Source organism: Vibrio sp. Isolate25 (assembly GCF_022398025.1).
In the GTDB taxonomy this organism is placed as follows: domain Bacteria; phylum Pseudomonadota; class Gammaproteobacteria; order Enterobacterales; family Vibrionaceae; genus Vibrio; species Vibrio coralliilyticus_A.
Map to the genome: position 1 here is coordinate 385,924 of NZ_JAKEUT010000002.1, position 15,895 is coordinate 401,818.

Annotated in this window: 16 protein-coding genes; 12 read left to right on the plus strand and 4 right to left on the minus strand. The window is 44.1% G+C overall.

Going from position 1 to position 15,895, the window contains the following annotated elements:
• Nucleotides 1-8 precede the first annotated feature (8 nt).
• The 7 genes from pabC to L1D15_RS08495 all read left to right on the plus strand — a co-directional run bounded on the left by pabC (nucleotide 9) and on the right by L1D15_RS08495 (nucleotide 6,642).
• Entirely contained in the window at nucleotides 9-812 is an 804-nt protein-coding gene (pabC, locus tag L1D15_RS08465; protein WP_239875297.1) for an aminodeoxychorismate lyase, read from the plus strand.
• Nucleotides 809-1,825 carry an endolytic transglycosylase MltG gene (mltG, locus tag L1D15_RS08470; protein WP_239875298.1) on the plus strand — a complete coding sequence of 339 codons (1,017 nt, stop codon included), beginning with the start codon at nucleotides 809-811 and terminating at the stop codon, nucleotides 1,823-1,825. Before pabC ends, mltG begins: the two co-directional genes overlap by 4 nt.
• On the plus strand, nucleotides 1,822-2,451 hold the full coding sequence (tmk, locus tag L1D15_RS08475) for a dTMP kinase (RefSeq protein ID WP_239875299.1): 630 nt from the start codon (nucleotides 1,822-1,824) through the stop codon (nucleotides 2,449-2,451). Before mltG ends, tmk begins: the two co-directional genes overlap by 4 nt.
• Nucleotides 2,452-2,453: 2 nt before the next feature.
• Nucleotides 2,454-3,416: a DNA polymerase III subunit delta' gene (gene holB, locus L1D15_RS08480; RefSeq protein ID WP_239875300.1), complete on the plus strand. Its 963-nt coding sequence runs from the start codon at nucleotides 2,454-2,456 to the stop codon at nucleotides 3,414-3,416.
• Complete coding sequence (locus L1D15_RS08485; RefSeq protein ID WP_239875301.1) at nucleotides 3,407-4,174, plus strand: YchF/TatD family DNA exonuclease; 768 nt, start codon at nucleotides 3,407-3,409, stop codon at nucleotides 4,172-4,174. Before holB ends, L1D15_RS08485 begins: the two co-directional genes overlap by 10 nt.
• Before the next feature lie 445 nt (nucleotides 4,175-4,619).
• The gene (gene ptsG, locus L1D15_RS08490; protein WP_239875302.1) at nucleotides 4,620-6,050 is read left to right on the plus strand and encodes a PTS glucose transporter subunit IIBC; all 1,431 of its coding nucleotides are present in this window, start codon (nucleotides 4,620-4,622) and stop codon (nucleotides 6,048-6,050) included.
• Nucleotides 6,051-6,216: 166 nt separating this feature from the next.
• Complete coding sequence (locus L1D15_RS08495; protein ID WP_239868547.1) at nucleotides 6,217-6,642, plus strand: hypothetical protein; 426 nt, start codon at nucleotides 6,217-6,219, stop codon at nucleotides 6,640-6,642.
• Between the two features lie 77 nt (nucleotides 6,643-6,719).
• On the opposite strand, the gene L1D15_RS08500 is transcribed toward L1D15_RS08495, so the two are convergent.
• From L1D15_RS08500 to L1D15_RS08510, 3 genes are all read right to left on the minus strand, one after another.
• A complete protein-coding gene (locus L1D15_RS08500) occupies nucleotides 6,720-6,818 on the minus strand; it encodes a MetS family NSS transporter small subunit (RefSeq protein WP_239836781.1) in 99 nt (32 codons plus the stop codon).
• A 2-nt stretch (nucleotides 6,819-6,820) separates the two neighbouring features.
• A complete protein-coding gene (locus L1D15_RS08505) occupies nucleotides 6,821-8,281 on the minus strand; it encodes a sodium-dependent transporter (RefSeq protein WP_239875303.1) in 1,461 nt (486 codons plus the stop codon).
• A 499-nt stretch (nucleotides 8,282-8,780) separates the two neighbouring features.
• Nucleotides 8,781-9,374 carry an outer membrane beta-barrel protein gene (locus L1D15_RS08510; protein ID WP_239875304.1) on the minus strand — a complete coding sequence of 198 codons (594 nt, stop codon included), beginning with the start codon at nucleotides 9,372-9,374 and terminating at the stop codon, nucleotides 8,781-8,783.
• Nucleotides 9,375-9,505: 131 nt separating this feature from the next.
• Between L1D15_RS08510 and L1D15_RS08515 the strand changes: the two genes are divergently transcribed.
• The 3 genes from L1D15_RS08515 to L1D15_RS08525 all read left to right on the plus strand — a co-directional run bounded on the left by L1D15_RS08515 (nucleotide 9,506) and on the right by L1D15_RS08525 (nucleotide 11,766).
• Nucleotides 9,506-9,598: a YnhF family membrane protein gene (locus tag L1D15_RS08515; RefSeq protein ID WP_239836778.1), complete on the plus strand. Its 93-nt coding sequence runs from the start codon at nucleotides 9,506-9,508 to the stop codon at nucleotides 9,596-9,598.
• 9 nt (nucleotides 9,599-9,607) lie between these two features.
• On the plus strand, nucleotides 9,608-10,759 hold the full coding sequence (locus L1D15_RS08520; protein WP_239867863.1) for a patatin-like phospholipase family protein: 1,152 nt from the start codon (nucleotides 9,608-9,610) through the stop codon (nucleotides 10,757-10,759).
• A 131-nt stretch (nucleotides 10,760-10,890) separates the two neighbouring features.
• The gene (locus L1D15_RS08525) at nucleotides 10,891-11,766 is read left to right on the plus strand and encodes an SDR family oxidoreductase (protein ID WP_239875305.1); all 876 of its coding nucleotides are present in this window, start codon (nucleotides 10,891-10,893) and stop codon (nucleotides 11,764-11,766) included.
• A gap of 14 nt (nucleotides 11,767-11,780) precedes the next feature.
• On the opposite strand, the gene L1D15_RS08530 is transcribed toward L1D15_RS08525, so the two are convergent.
• On the minus strand, nucleotides 11,781-12,521 hold the full coding sequence (locus tag L1D15_RS08530; RefSeq protein ID WP_345779108.1) for a transporter substrate-binding domain-containing protein: 741 nt from the start codon (nucleotides 12,519-12,521) through the stop codon (nucleotides 11,781-11,783).
• Between the two features lie 351 nt (nucleotides 12,522-12,872).
• Between L1D15_RS08530 and L1D15_RS08535 the strand changes: the two genes are divergently transcribed.
• Nucleotides 12,873-13,850 (plus strand): porin, encoded by a 978-nt coding sequence (locus L1D15_RS08535; protein ID WP_239867872.1) that lies wholly within the window; start codon nucleotides 12,873-12,875, stop codon nucleotides 13,848-13,850.
• Nucleotides 13,851-14,144: 294 nt separating this feature from the next.
• Nucleotides 14,145-15,884 carry an alpha-galactosidase gene (locus L1D15_RS08540; protein ID WP_239875306.1) on the plus strand — a complete coding sequence of 580 codons (1,740 nt, stop codon included), beginning with the start codon at nucleotides 14,145-14,147 and terminating at the stop codon, nucleotides 15,882-15,884.
• The last annotated feature ends 11 nt before the right edge of the window (nucleotides 15,885-15,895 follow it).

A 15,895-nucleotide genomic window follows, 5' to 3' on the forward strand; every position in this document is an offset into this window, starting at 1 on the left:
GCACTGATATGTATTGGGTTAATGGACAGGCCGCTGAAATGATTGCGCTCGCAGATCGCTCGTTTCAATACGGAGATGGCTGTTTTACGACCATGTTGGTTGTTGATGGTGACATAGAACATTGGGGTAAGCACAAAGAGCGAATGCAGTCTTGTTTGGAGGTGCTCGATATCCAACCACCTGACTGGCAGGATGTAGAAACTTGGCTCAGGAGCGCGCGGATCAACGCGCCTAAATCTGGTTTAAAGCTACATATCAGTCGCGGTGTAGGGGGGCGTGGATATAGCCCTACTCAAGTGACCTTACCAAATGTTACTATTAGCGCCTTTCACTATCCTGTCCATTATGAAAAATGGTTAACGGATGGGATTTGTCTAGGCGTGTGTCAAAAAAGGTTAGGCTTGAACCCTTTGTTAGCTGGTCATAAACATAATAATCGTCTTGAGCAGATATTGTTGAAAGCTGAAATGGATCATGCAGGTTGGGCGGATGGCATTGCTTTAGATGTGAACGATCGAGTCATTGAAACGACGATGGCCAATGTGTTCTGGGTTAAGCAAGGTATTATACATACCCCAGATTTGACGAATGCAGGTGTTTCAGGTGTTATGCGCCGAGTGGTCATTGAGACTTTGCTCCATGACGGTGTTCAAGCTCAAAGCGGAGACTATACGCTTGATCAGCTCTATAGTGCAGATGAAGTGTTTGTTTGTAACTCGATTCTTGGTGTTGCTCCTGTTAAAAGTGTTGGCACACAAGCCTATTCAATAGGAACGATAACGAAAAAAATTCAGGAGATGGTTAACCCGTGATTAAAAAGATCACCTTTTTTCTGGTTCTCGCCATGCTGATCGCTGGCGCTGGATATCTATATGTGAAGCAACAAGTGGATGAGTACGTGGCTCAGCCCCTTAAGCTCGAACAAGAACAAATCTATACCTTAGAGTCCGGTGTGAGTTTCAATCGCCTTCTTTCCGAGTTGACAGAGCAAGGCCTAATCGAGTCTAGTGATATGGCTCGATTCGTTCGTCGCTTTCATCCCGAACTAACCCAAGTAAAAGCAGGTACCTATCTGCTTAAACCAGAGCTCAACCTCACTCAAGCACTAGAATTATTCAAGACAGGTAAAGAGCATCAGTTTGCTATTACATTTGTTGAAGGCTCAACCTTTGCAGAGTGGCGTGAAGCAATGGAGAGTGCGCCATACCTTGAACATAAAACGTCAGAATTAAGTGAAGCAGAAATTGCTCAACAGATTGGTCTTACTCAATCCAAATTGGAGGGGTTACTTCTGGCTGAGACTTATCACTATACGTTTGGAACTTCAGACCTCGATATTCTCAAACGTGCGGCTGACAAGCTTGAACAGATTCTCGAAAAACATTGGCAGCAACGTCAGGACAACTTGCCGTTAAAGACACCTTACGATGCTTTAATTCTTGCCTCTATCATCGAAAAAGAAACGGCGGTAGGTGCTGAGCGCGAACGTGTTGCGAGCGTTTTTGTTAATCGCCTGAATAAGCGAATGCGTTTACAAACGGATCCCACTGTTATCTATGGCATGGGTGACAAGTATGATGGAAATATACGTAAGAAAGACTTGCGAACACCGACACCATATAACACTTATGTGATATTTGGCTTACCACCTACGCCAATTGCTATGCCTGGCGAAGCCTCTATCGCGGCAGCCACTAATCCTGAAAATAGCAACTATCTCTATTTTGTGGCCAGCGGTACAGGTGGCCACGTATTTTCCAAGACACTGAACGAGCATAATCGAGCCGTTCGTGCGTATTTAAGACAATTAAGAAGCAACAAATGACACAAGCGAAATTCATCGTAATTGAAGGGTTAGAAGGCGCGGGGAAAAGCACGGCTATCAATGCAGTGCTTGATACGCTAAAACAAACGGGTATAGAACGAATCCGAAACACCCGAGAACCTGGTGGGACGGTATTAGCGGAAAAACTCAGAACCTTGGTGAAGCAAGAGCACCAAGGTGAGGAGCTGCAAGATATGACTGAATTACTTCTTATGTATGCTGCTCGTGTTCAGTTGGTCGAAAATGTGATTAAACCAGCTCTCGCTGACGGTACATGGGTGGTAGGAGATCGTCATGATATGTCTTCTCAGGCCTACCAAGGTGGTGGTCGTCAAATCTCCAAGCAAACAATGAGTGTGCTTAAACAGACCACATTGGGTGATTTCAAACCCGATCTAACGATATATCTTGACCTCGACCCACGCGTCGGCCTTGAACGAGCTCGTGGGCGTGGGGAGTTAGACCGAATCGAGAAAATGGATATGAGCTTTTTCGATCGTACACGAGAGCGTTATCTTGAGTTGGCAGACAACGACCCGAGCGTCGTTGTCGTTAACGCTGAGCAAAGTATTGATAAAGTTGCGCTAGACATCAAAACCGTCTTAACCAACTGGTTGGAACAATAGCTATGCAAGCACTGTATCCTTGGCTGACTGATATCTGGCAGGAGTGGCAATTAAGCCTTGAGGCTGAGCGATTCTCTAACGCCACCTTATTGGCTATAGAGGAAGGTCTTGGTGCTGAGCAGCTGCTCGAAAAATTCAGCAATGCTGTGATGTGTAGCAATTACGTCAATGAAGCTTGCGGCTTCTGTCATAGTTGCCAGTTGATGCAAGCGAACAACCATCCAGATTTTCATATCGTTAAGCCTGAAAAAGAAGGCAAGGCGATTACAGTGGAACAGATTCGCCAATGTAATCGCTTGGCACAGGAGTCTTCTCAGTTGTCGGGGGTTAGGCTGTTCATTATTGAACCAGCGGAAGCGATGAACGAGTCTGCGGCTAACGCATTACTGAAAACACTAGAAGAACCATCCGAAAGCTGTATGTTTCTTTTGTTGAGCCACAAAGTGCACCAACTATTACCAACCATAACCAGCCGCTGTCAGCAATGGCAGGTGGTGAACCCAGAACCTGAGGTAGTCACTCAGTGGTTAAACACACAAGTGTCTGTCACTATCGCACCTTATGTCGCGCACATTAATGGTAACGCGCCGCTCAAAACACAAGCATTCATTGAACAAGATTACAAAGAGAAGTATTTGTCATTTGAAGCTGAACTCCTAAAGGTTGTTCAAAATATGGGAGATAATGTCAAGTTAGCAAAAGAACTGGCTAGTTCACCAGTAGAGTACCTACAATGGTTGTGGTACCTGATGACAGATGCTCAAAAAGTCCATTTTGGCTTGAATCAGCCTTACTTCACGCCAGGGGCAAAGTTATTAGCAGGATGTATCAGCTATCAGATATTGTACCGCCAAACTGACACATTGAGTCAGTTACTTGATCAGCTTAGAGAGCACGTTGGCCTAAATAGTGAGCTGTTAATCTTAGATTGGTTATTTAGATTTAATGAGGAATCATGTTCGTAGACTCGCACTGTCATTTAGACAAATTGGATTATCAGGAGCTGCATTCTGGTATTAAGGATGTCGTGGAGAAAGCCAAGGCCGCTAATGTATCAGAGCTACTTTCGGTTGGGGTGACGTTAGACTCTTTCCCTGCCATGCTGGAAATGATCGAGCCTTTTGACAACGTTTACGCTTCTTGTGGTGTTCACCCTTTGGATGTAGAGAGTGAGTTTGCGTTGGATCGGTTGCATGAATATGCCTCGAACCCAAGAGTGGTAGCGATAGGAGAAACCGGGCTGGATTATCACTACCAGCCTGAAACCGCTGAGTTACAAAGGCTGAGATTTCAACAGCAAGTTGAGCTAGGTGTTAAGCTGAATAAGCCTTTGATTATACATACGCGTAATGCTAGACAAGATACGTTGGATATTCTTCGTCGTGGTCAAGCAGAAAAGTGTGGTGGTGTGATTCATTGTTTTACCGAAGATCTTGCGTTTGCCGAAGCTGCGATGGAGCTAGGCTTTTATATTTCTATCTCAGGGATTGTGACGTTTAAGCAAGCCATTGAGTTGAAAGAAGTGGTGAAAGTTTTACCGCTTGAAAGGTTATTAATTGAAACCGATTCACCTTATCTTGCCCCTGTACCGCATCGAGGAAAGCAAAACCAGCCAGCCTATGTGGTTGAAGTCGCTTCCTATATTGCCCAATTGAAAAATACTTCGTTGAGCGAAGTCGGAAGTAAAACTAGTGAAAACTTCAGAAATCTTTTTTTGAGATAGAAAAAGAGTTCTGGTTAAAAAGGGAGCGCTTGCTCCTTTTTTTTGTGTCTAATATCACGTTAGTTCATAAAAAGTCGCTTGTTTACTAAATCTGTTGAAGGTGAGAGGCGGTAAATATCAAATTGTAATTTTGTTACATGAAATAACAATCGGGCTTATTTTATTTACTCATCAAAATTAATTGCGCTTCATGATAAGTTTATAAATATCAATAAGATATATGGTAAAAGTGAGCTAATTTAGTCTCTTATGGATTGTGATCCATCTATTAGTTTGAAACTAATTTCCATCACTAACTAGAAAGTTTGTTCACCATCAATATATATTTAGAGCCGGAAAATATACTGTTTTACGTGGTTACATTTTCTCTGGGTGCTAACATTTAAGGCTACGGGGGTGTGCCGTTAGAACCCAATAATTCTTATAACTTTTCAGGAGCATAAACATGTTTAAGAATCTTTTTGCCAACCTGCAAAAAGTGGGTAAAGCGCTGATGCTACCAGTATCGGTTTTACCTGTTGCAGGTATTCTACTCGGGGTTGGTGCTGCCGATCTGAGCTTTATTCCGGAAATTGTTTCCAACTTGATGGAACAGGCTGGTGGCTCTGTATTTGGTCAGATGGCATTGCTATTTGCGGTGGGTGTAGCGCTTGGTTTCACTAACAACGATGGTGTAGCAGGTCTGGCTGCAATCGTTGGCTACGGTATCATGACAGCAACGCTGGGTGTGATGGCTGGTGTCATGGGTGTTGAGAAAATCGACACAGGTGTGTTAGGTGGTATTCTTGTTGGTGGTGTGGCTGCATGGGCATTTAACCGCTTCTTCAAGATTCAACTGCCAGAATACCTAGGCTTCTTCGCTGGTAAGCGTGCTGTACCTATCATTACTGGTTTCGCTGCTATCGCACTGGGTATTGTACTGTCAGTGGTATGGCCTCCAATTGGTGGCGCTATCGCTTCTTTCTCTGACTGGGCTGCACATCAGAACCCACAAGTTGCATTCGGCATCTACGGCATCGTTGAGCGTTCTCTAATCCCATTCGGTCTACACCATGTTTGGAACGTACCATTCTTCTTCGAAGCGGGTACTTGTGTGAATGCTGCTGGCGAAACACAAAACGGCGTTCTAACTTGTTACCTAATTGCAGACGAAGCATCTCGTGCTGCGGGTAATGGCTTCGGTCAGTTAGCAGGTGGTTACATGTTCAAGATGTTCGGTCTACCAGCAGCAGCTATTGCAATTGCTCACTCTGCTAAGCCAGAGAACCGCGCGAAAGTAATGGGTATCATGGCGTCTGCTGCCCTGACTTCATTCCTAACAGGTATCACAGAGCCAATCGAATTCTCATTCCTATTTGTTGCTCCTGTACTGTACGGTATTCATGCTCTACTAGCGGGTTCTGCATACGTTGTTGCAAACACTCTAGGTTTTGTACATGGTACTTCGTTCTCACACGGTCTGATCGATTTCATTGTACTATCTGGTAACGCACAAAAAATTGGTCTGATGGTAGGCGTTGGTTTGGTTTATGCGGTTATCTACTACGCAGTATTCCGCACTGTTATCAAAGCGATGGACCTTAAGACTCCAGGTCGTGAAGATGAATCTGAAGAAGCAGTCGCGACATCTGGTTCAGACATGGCTGGTGAGCTAGTTGCAGCATTCGGTGGTAAAGCAAACATCACGGGTCTAGACGCATGTATCACTCGTTTACGTGTAGCAGTATCGGATACAGAAGCTGTTGACCAAGACAAACTAAAACAACTAGGCGCTGCAGGCGTAGTAGTGGTGGCAGGTGGTGTTCAGGCTATCTTTGGTACTAAGTCTGACAACCTAAAAACTGAGATGGATGAATGGATCCGTAACCACGGTTAATTCCTACTCTTCATTAGTGTGAAAAAGGAGGCTTCGGCCTCCTTTTTTGATCCGAGCTAGCTCCATACCTGCCTTGCCTTTAACCCTACTTTTACCTCTATTTGACACTGTGAACTCATAAATTGGGATGATTGTATGTTGTTTTATTTTGTGGGAGTAAATAGTGATGAAGACAAGTGCACTAGTTAAAACTATGGTGGCCCTATCAGCGTTAATCGGTAGTACTGCTACGATTGCGGAGGGCTCTGAATCTACGAGTATTTCCGCGGGCTTGGCGGTTGATCAAGACTTAAGTGCAGTACTTGAACTGGATAATCAGTATCGCTTTACTGTTGGTAATGATGGCGCTGCGTTTGATTACATTATTAAGCGTGGTGAATTTAGCGAGAGTACACCTTTCACTTGGTATATTGGAGCGGGGGTATGGAGCGAATGGGACCATAACGAATTTGGTGCCCGTGTGCCGCTTGGTTTGAACTGGAATTTCAGTCAAGGTTGGAACATGTATGGTCAAGTTCACCCTGAGCTAGATTTGTATAGTGGCCCGGAACTTCAGATTGGCGGAGCCCTCGGCGTTAAGTACACATTTTAGCTCTGATCAATACACAAATGCCGACATTCAATGTCGGCATTCAATGTCGGCATTTGAGATAAAGATAAGCAGTAAGGTTAGTCCTGCTTATTCATTGCTCTTTTGATACAGATAGCAGCACCACCCCATGTGATACCTAAACCTACTACCATCATAATAATTGCACCTGTTGTCATAATTAGGCCTCCTTGCGGCTAGCTGCATTAATGAGTACACCGATAACGAATAGAGCTGCTATCATTGCCCAACCTAGTGTTAGGTCATAGCCACCGTAGCCTTCAGTGAATAGGGTTTGTAGTTTGGTTGCGAGAATGACAGCGAGCATGACTGGTGTGATGAATCGTAAGCACACAACAAACCAAGTGCCGACAGAAAAGTCTGAGATTTCATTAACGTATTCACGTACGTCTCCAACTTTGTTCAGTAACCAAGCCATAAGAATAATCTCGACAAAACCACCCACCATGATGCCGACATTGTTCGCGAAGTGATCGACCAAATCTAGCAGTAGTAGACCGCCATTGGTTGCAAATGCCATTGAGACAATCACGCCCGTGCCAATAACAACAGTTGCCGCTTTTTTGCGACTCCATTTTAGTTTGTCGATAACGGCTGACGTAACGGCCTCCATAATGGAGATATGTGAGCTCAATCCGGCCACGACAAGAGCGAAGAAGAACAGAGGACCGAGGATATATGGTGCTGGGAGCAAGTTAATTGCTGCTGGTAGAGTCACAAACGCTAACCCAACACCAGCAGAAACCACTTCAGTCAGTGGTTTGCCCTGTTCTTGTGCCATGTAGCCCAATACAGAGAAAATCATGATACCAGCCAGAATTGAGAAGCCACAGTTGATCAATACGGTCATAAACGCATTGTTGGTTATATCCGACTTCTCAGGTAGGTAACTAGAGTAAGCCAGCATGATGGCAAAACCAATACTGAGTGTGAAGAAGATTTGGCCGTACGCTGCTGCCCATACTTTAACATCCCAAATTTTGCTGAAGTCAGGCTCGAACATATAGTTGACGCCATCCAAAGCACCAGGCAGAAATATCATGCGACCGATAAGAAGTACGACCATGATGAAGAGAATAGGCATCATGATTTTAGAGGCCCGCTCAATACCAGCCTTAACGCCACCAACAATAGCAGCGTAGGTGATCCCCCAAGCAATCAGCATCGCGATGGCAATCTTCCATTGGATACTGCCAAGGTCTGTTGGCGAGTTATCGCCTAAAGCTAGGTAATCACTAAAGAAGAATGCATTGGTGTCGGTTCCCCAGCTCTGGTTAAACGACATACCAAAATAGGAGATCGCCCAGCCAATCACAGCCACGTAGTAAACGGCAATGACAGCAGCAACGCCGACCTGGAACCAACCAAGCCATTCAAATTTGGAGTGAATTTTAGCTAAAGTTCTTGGCGCGCTGCCTCTATATTTTTGACCCATGCTGAACTCTAGGATCATAAAAGGTATGCCTGCAGTGATCATTGCAAAAAGGTAAGGGATAAAGAAAGCGCCACCGCCGTTTTCATAGGCCATATATGGGAAACGCCAAATGTTTCCTAAGCCTATAGCCGATCCCACTGCCGCCAGAATAAACCCGGCGCGGGATCCCCATTGTTCTCGCTTCATAAAGGACTCCTGTCAATCCGATTTCCGAGAGTGAAGCTACCTCAAACCCTTTCAGGCTGAACGGGAGCCTGAGCAAACTTATAATCAGTAAAGCAGATATAACGATTAATATGGATGCTTAACTGTCTTTATCTAAATAAGTTTGTGGTTGTTTATTTGGGTTTCTTTAAGGTTTCTCAGATATAAATGCTTAATTTTTCAATGTGTGTTTGCTCTAACTGAAATAATCAGCTGTGCATATTGAAAAGACTAACTACAAGCATAGGTTAAAGCAATAGATTGTAATTGTGAGCTCAATGTTGGGACTTGGTGAGAAAAATGTATTTGTGATGACTTATTAGTGAGTTAAATGGTTTTTGCATGCTTTTCTAGAATAAACTTGAGATTTTTTTGTGTGAAATGAAACATAACTCTTTTAAAATTAAGAGAGCGTATGACTGAAAAATATACGCTCAGCTAATGTATTTTACTAAGTTATTTGCAATAAAAGGCATTGCCTCTAAAAGCGTAGGGTTAATCCGACATTTGCCGAGAATTGGTTCATCCAGTCTGTTTTGAATTTAATGAGGCAACTTCCTTCCTGTGAAGCGGGCAGATTGCATACGCCACTGGTGTCGTTATCGACAACTGTGCCAAGCCAACGCAGCTGAGTATTCAGTGCAAAGTGCTCAGTGAGACGATATTCAAAACCACCGAAGATACTGGCAGAAAAGCCCAATTCATCGCCCACCCAATCTGCATCTATGTATGAACCGCCCAGCCCAACACCAAGATAACTGTATAGTGACTCTTCAACGGGATAATAAATGCTACTTTGAAAATGTAGATAGTGCATGGTTGAGCTGAGGCTGACGGTTTCTACGTCGGTTTTTTGATTGGCGTAAAACAAACCGATTCTGCCTTTGTCTAGATCCATTTCAGCGCTTATTGCAAAGCTTTCGGAACCTTTCAGATCGTACTCTTGTTGATCTTGATTCTCTACACTGCCACCTGAGGTGTAACCAGCCCAAGGTGTTAGATATACATCTGCAAAAGTTGTCGAAGTAAAACTAAGCAAAATGCAACCGAGCAGAGGGATATTTTTGTTGTTCATAAGCACTGTCCTATCAGAGCGATATCTTCTAATTGTGATAGTAACGTCATAATTACGCACACAAAAAAGGGAATTATTGAAGATATCTCACAACGATGTTATTACTTTGTTACACAATAATGGAGGTGTCTATGGAACACGATCTGAAATATGCGTTAGTCATCACTGTAACAGTTTTTGCTGTTCTGATAGGTTTTGGCCTAATCGCAATCACTTCAGCCTAGGTTGAGCTTATGGACAATAGCGGTGTGGTTACCAGCGCTGCTATCCAGTTGGATACTCAACGCTTTGCAAAGTACACAGGTGGTAAAAATGCGCTGGTTGCTCAAGGGGGTGGTCAGCGTGGTATTTTTACCTCGGGAGTGCTTGATGCCTTTCAGTTATCGAATTTCGATCCCTTTGATACTTTTTATGGAACATCCGCAGGTGCATTAAACCTTTGCGCCTACCTATGTCGTCAAAGAGGTTTGGGACGCTCATTCATTCTTGAACTCACCACTGAACCAGAGTTTTTCAATCTATTTCGTTACATCCGCCGTAAACAATATCTAGGCCTTGACTGGGCTTTGGATAAAATCAGTGAATTTCCTTATAAGCTAGATATTGATATGGGTCGGCGGGTGTTGGCTGATCGTAAAGCATATGCGGCAGTGACAGATACCCGACGTCTATTGGACCATTATCTGCCCATGCTTGAAGATGATTGGAGAAAAGTGCTGATTGCTACCTGTGCAATTCCAAGGCTCTATCATGAAGCGGTTGAGTTTGAACATGGGGTTTATGTGGACGGCGGAGTCTCGGCGTCTATACCAGTTCAGGAAGCATGGCGTAAAGAGGCAAGGTGTATCGTTGTCATTCGTACGGAAGGTGAGGATCTAGAGGAGCCTGGGCCGTTACCTTTGCCTGAAGGTGAACGCATTAATTGGAATCGAGGCTCATTTCAATTAATACAGGAACAATGGCAAGAGAGGTTTGCCCAATGGAAAATTGACTGGCGAACATTCTTTTATGAACAACTGCAACGTGCAAAAGAAGAAAAAATAAGCCAACAGTATATAGAGCCATTGAATGGAGGACGTTGGCTATTTGGAGCGGACAGCATATATAGATTGGGCTACTTACTTGGGGACAGATTTGACTCGAGTTTGGCTGACATGCTCATGGTGCACTATCAAACTTACGCATTAACTCAAAACTTTCTGCATAATCCTCCTGACGACTGCTTTATTGTGCAAATTAAGCCCGACAAGCCTTTGCTATCTAACTCTTTAATGAGCAGTCGCGATGCGTTGTTGCATGATTATCAGGTAGGGCTCGATTCCGGTTTTCGCTTTGTAGAAATGTTCTCTTCTGTCTCTGCGCGACGTGTCCCAGAAGGGCAGTAATGAAGCCATCATATACAGATTCCAGTATATCTTCTTCAATTGGTAATGTTCTGAGCGTTTAGTGAAGGATTACACCGCCCAACGAAAATCGAATCGTCAATAAGTCATGATGAGTGAATAAGGAGAATGGAATGGCAACATCACATAAAGTTTTGGTTGTTGGCGCCACAGGCTATTTGGGCACGCATATTGTGAAACAGCTTTTAGAACAGAAGCGCGACTTTATTGCCCTTGCTCGTAATAAGAAAAAGCTGATTGAAATAGGGCTCAGCGAATCACAAATCGTTGAGGCGCAAGTCACTAAGCCAGAGCAACTTGAGGGCATATGCCGAGGTGTCGATGTGGTTATTTCTTGCTTAGGTATTACTCGCCAGAAGGATGATGTCAGTTATATGGATGTCGATTACCAAGCGAATCTAAATATCTTACTTGAAGCGGAAAGCTCTGGCGTTAGACGGTTTATCTATGTTTCGGCCTTTAAGGCACAAGAGTACCCACAAGTTCGATTGCTTCGAGCCAAAGAGAGATTTGCGCGTCGATTACTGAATTCAGAACATTTATCTCCGTGTGTCATCAGGCCAAATGGATTTTTTGTAGACCTTGAGGAGTTCTATCGTATGGCGGCCAAAGGGCGAATCTATCAATTTGGTCAGGGGGCAATGCGAATGAATCCCATTGATGGGGAAGATTTGGCTAGTTTTTGTTTAAGTCAGCTAGACTCAGATCAAAATGAGTATGATATCGGAGGCCCAGAGGTATTATCGATTAATGAGCTCGCACGTTTGGCTTTTCAAGTACAGAGCAAGCCTGTTTCGATCGTTTCTGTCCCTGATATTGTTCGTCGAGCTTTGTTATGGTTCTTTCCTCATTTGCCAGAGAATTGGGTCGGCCCCCCCGAGTTCTTCTTGACTGTATTAGGTAGTGACGCGATTGCACCATGTTATGGGAATAAAACCATTCGTGATCATTTTGTGGATTGCCACAATGAAATGCGCCAGACGGAATAAACAAGTGTTCATATTTAGTCAGTTAACCCGTACTTTACTCTGAGTTGCTCAAGCTTCTGAGCGGCATGCTCTCGGAAGTAGCGATTGAGAGCTGAGACGATTGCTTTAGCTTGTGGGTGATCTCGCCTGACGGCTGCGTGAAGTGGGGTTGAATCAAGGTAAGTCGTGCTAAAGTACAGCTCGCCCTTCTTAATTCTCATCTCTTTTACCGTCCATCTGCCGACAGCCTCGTCTGTGACTAATACATCAGCGCGATCCGTCATAACGAGACGGATACTATTAGGTAAGTCTATAGAGTCTATTGGAATCAACCCATCAAATTCGCGTAGCCCAGCACCGTAGCCGTAGTTGTTAATTAACGCGACTCTTTTCCCTTTTAAACTGTTTTGCGATACGTATTCGAACTTGGTGTCAGAGCGATACACGAAAGCCATTTGGTTGTACATATAGACATCAGTAAACAAGTAATCCTTATTGCGTTGCTCTGTTTTCCAGATGGCGATGATGACGTCATTTTTTCCATTAATAGTTTCTTTCAGCACTCGCGACCATGGTTTGACAGAATACTCAACTTCATAGCCCGATGAGACAAGTCCATCGGTGACTAAATCATGCGCGATACCACTGCCTAATACAGAATTCATGACATACGGGGGCCATAAATCCTGGGCCACTCTCAGTGGCGAGGACCATACGACTCCACCCCAAAGAATGAGAATAAGGCAAATGAATTGTCCAATCGCGGATCTGTACACCAGTCTGTTCCATCAAACCTCTTAGTTATAAGTTTAGTTGAGGTTGAGAAAGCAAAGAATATTTCTGCTCAGGGCATAGGTATGGCGGTATTTACTCAATCATGTTCGTAATTCAGTGACAAGGCTGCTTTTCATCTTCTATGACAGCATGGGGCACTTTTTTCTTTTAATTGAGTTACTTGTTATTAGTGATTAATAAAACTTAAGTGTTTTCGACAACCTTAATTATGTGGCTACGGTCATTTTTTATTGATTCATTTGTTAATAATTATTAGTGCCAATAGTTTCTATAGCCAGAGCGGGCAGGTGGTATTTGACGCTCATAAATAAAAATCTATAGGAACATAGAAAATGAAAAAGACAGTTTTAGCAGTAGCCCTATCTCTTATTACTGGTTCAGCGGTAGCCGCAGACGCACTTTCAGGCGACCAATTTACAGTATCAGGTGAAATCGCCGTTGGTGGTTATTACCAAACAGACCGTAAAGAAAACGAAGAAGTAAATAATTTCGACAAACAAAAAGACGAAGAGTTTTACAACGGTGGTGTCACGGGTTTTGATATCTTCGCTGATTACGAAAACGGCAACATTGTCGGTAAGTTTGGTGGTGAATTTGACGTAGAAAATGACTACGGTACATCAGACTCAACGTTTACTATTACAGATACTTGGGTTGGTTACAAAACTGGAGCTGGTGTTGTTTCTGCTGGTTATGCTAACGACACAGCTCTCGACGCAGTGGATGGTGCTGCAGACCAAACTATTGAGTTCCTATGGTCACCAAATGACGCTTCTGACGCACGTCAGGTAGTTAAGTTTGAAGGCGATAAAGAAGGCGTTAAGTACGGCATCTCTTACTATGGTGACCGCAACTATACGGACGATTCTGCTGAAGAAGAGCGCCAACCAGGTTACAACGGTTACCTAGGTTATGAAAACGACACTTTCATGGTTAACTTTGGTTACGAAGATAACGATGAAGATAAAGGTACTACTGACAAACTTTACCTAGTGAACGGCTCTGTGAAGCTGGGCTCAGTAGGCATCGGCGCGACATTTGCCGAAGAAGAATTCGCAGATGGTAAGAAAGTGAAGATGTACAACACTTCTGCGGGTTACACTATCGATGCTCTTTACCTAGCAGTGGGCTACGTAACGATCGAAGACACTCGTGAGGCAGTGAACTTTGGCGGTTCTTACGCGTTCACTGACAATGTGACTGCGTTAGTAGATGTTGCTTACCACATCTCTGATGAAGGTTACAGCTTAGGTGTTGGCGCAGAAGAAGGCGACATCGAATCATTCGTTAAACTGGCTTACGCATTCTAATTTAACGACTGAGTTTGTTCATATCCCTTAAAGCCCACTGAGGTGGGCTTTTTTTAAGCAGGAAGCTTAGCGCAATAATCCACTGCCTTTTCGCCCTCCCGGAGTTGGAGGGCTTTTTCGTTTCATCTCTATGCTATACCTCATCTAAAACCGTATTTACTCAACTTGTGAATTTAAAGTGGACAATTCGTGACCTAGACCAATATTACCTAAGTTAGTGATTGGACAATAAAAAAGCCTAGTGCTCTAATTTGTTTAACAGTGCAAAAATATATAGGGTCTGGGAGTTCATTTATGTCGTTTTCAGTCAAACTGGAGAATGGTCGCACCCTGCGAGTAAGAGACATCAATCTTCAGGCCGATCTTAATCACAATGAGATTACGTTTACTTATCAAGGGTTGAATAATGATCCCATTGGTGGACGTTATGTCTTGGCGATTACTGAATTTGGCTTTGAGCATAATGCCACTTTGCTTGGTGATGGTTTTCAGATGTTAGCTCAGACGACTGGCACGGCGGAGCACCCCATTGATATAGGACGTTGTCCTGACAACTCTTCCAGTTACCGAATTTATCCTCCCACTGCGGCAAAACGTTACTACAACTATCTGGTGGTAGAAGATTCGACGGGTTACACCCTATTTGGTTTTACTTCTTGTCACCGTTTTGCTGGATATTTCGAAATTGTCGATATTGAAAATCACACTTGGTTGAAGATATGCATTGATGGTGAAAACACTCACCCGCTTGATTGGGCTTCTAATCAACTCGAATCTGTTGTTGTGCTGCAGGGAACGTCTCTTTCCGCCCTTTATGATGAATATGCGACACTGATATCGCGACATCATCCTGCTCGTCAGGGCGCTATGAAGGACGCACCAATTGGCTGGTGCTCTTGGTACGCTTATTACGCTGAAGTTACACAAGGGCATATTCTGGATAACATGAAGTGTATGCAAGGTGATCTACAACAACTCGAATATGTTCTGTTGGATGACGGTTACCAGGCTTTTATGGGCGATTGGTTGACACCGTCAAACAAGTTTCCATCTGGTATAGAATCACTGATCAAAGAAATTAAGCTCCAAGGCAAGAAACCAGCAATTTGGTTAGCTCCCTTTATTGCTCAACCTGAGTCTCAAGTGTTTAAACAACACCGGGATTGGTTTGTTACCCATGCCGACGGTTCATTACTTAAAGCTGAAGAGGTGACTTACGCGGGCTGGCGCTGTACGCCTTGGTACATATTAGATACGTCTAATCCAGATGTTCAGGAACATCTAACAAACGTAGTGAAAACTATGCGTGAAGAGTGGGGCATTGAGTTATTCAAGCTCGATGCGAACTATTGGGGAACATTGAAAGGTTTTAGACATCAGAGTGGTATTACAGGTGTAGAGGCGTATCGGCTGGGTATGGAAGCCATTGCCGAAGGAGCGGGTGAGGCCTTAATTCTTGGCTGTAATGCTCCAATGTGGCCATCGCTGGGACTTGTCGATGCAATGCGTATCTCAGACGATGTCGAGCGAGATGAGAGGCGCTTCGAACAGATTGCTAAAGAAACCTTTTATCGTAGTTGGCAGCATCGGAAGTTATGGCTGGTTGATCCGGATTGCGCCACGTTAGTCTCGCTACCTAATCAAGCGACTGAGCGGCGTTACTATGAATTTCATCGTGATGTATTGCTGGCGAGTGGTGGGCTGTTGTTATCAGGTGACCCATTACCTGAGATGACGCCGTTTGCTCAGCGAACACTGTCGCGTTTGTTTATCCGCCATAAGCATAATCAAAATGCCGCCCGATTCACGTCATTGAGTTTGCACCACGCGTATCTACCCATGACGGAGCAAAACGACTTACATTGTCTATTTAATTTCCAGCAACCAGCACGAGAGGTCACTCTGACGTCTGATTTCCCAGTGCATTGGTATGACTACTGGAGTGGGGAGAAGCTTAGTCATGAGCGCACCGCGGTTATTGAAGTGACGCTGGATGCGGGTTTATCGAGTAGAGCGGTGGTTACTGCGCCCTGAAACCTCGCTAA

Bases quoted from the DNA above. Each gene is read 5' to 3' on its own strand.
- pabC (WP_239875297.1), top strand. From the start codon at position 9: ATGTATTGGGTTAATGGACAGGCCGCTGAAATGATTGCGCTCGCAGAT.
- tmk (WP_239875299.1), top strand. From the start codon at position 1,822: ATGACACAAGCGAAATTCATCGTAATTGAAGGGTTAGAAGGCGCGGGG.
- holB (WP_239875300.1), top strand. From the start codon at position 2,454: ATGCAAGCACTGTATCCTTGGCTGACTGATATCTGGCAGGAGTGGCAA.
- L1D15_RS08485 (WP_239875301.1), top strand. From the start codon at position 3,407: ATGTTCGTAGACTCGCACTGTCATTTAGACAAATTGGATTATCAGGAG.
- ptsG (WP_239875302.1), top strand. From the start codon at position 4,620: ATGTTTAAGAATCTTTTTGCCAACCTGCAAAAAGTGGGTAAAGCGCTG.
- L1D15_RS08495 (WP_239868547.1), top strand. From the start codon at position 6,217: ATGAAGACAAGTGCACTAGTTAAAACTATGGTGGCCCTATCAGCGTTA.
- L1D15_RS08500 (WP_239836781.1), bottom strand. From the start codon at position 6,818: ATGACAACAGGTGCAATTATTATGATGGTAGTAGGTTTAGGTATCACA.
- L1D15_RS08505 (WP_239875303.1), bottom strand. From the start codon at position 8,281: ATGAAGCGAGAACAATGGGGATCCCGCGCCGGGTTTATTCTGGCGGCA.
- L1D15_RS08510 (WP_239875304.1), bottom strand. From the start codon at position 9,374: ATGAACAACAAAAATATCCCTCTGCTCGGTTGCATTTTGCTTAGTTTT.
- L1D15_RS08515 (WP_239836778.1), top strand. From the start codon at position 9,506: ATGGAACACGATCTGAAATATGCGTTAGTCATCACTGTAACAGTTTTT.
- L1D15_RS08520 (WP_239867863.1), top strand. From the start codon at position 9,608: ATGGACAATAGCGGTGTGGTTACCAGCGCTGCTATCCAGTTGGATACT.
- L1D15_RS08525 (WP_239875305.1), top strand. From the start codon at position 10,891: ATGGCAACATCACATAAAGTTTTGGTTGTTGGCGCCACAGGCTATTTG.
- L1D15_RS08535 (WP_239867872.1), top strand. From the start codon at position 12,873: ATGAAAAAGACAGTTTTAGCAGTAGCCCTATCTCTTATTACTGGTTCA.
- L1D15_RS08540 (WP_239875306.1), top strand. From the start codon at position 14,145: ATGTCGTTTTCAGTCAAACTGGAGAATGGTCGCACCCTGCGAGTAAGA.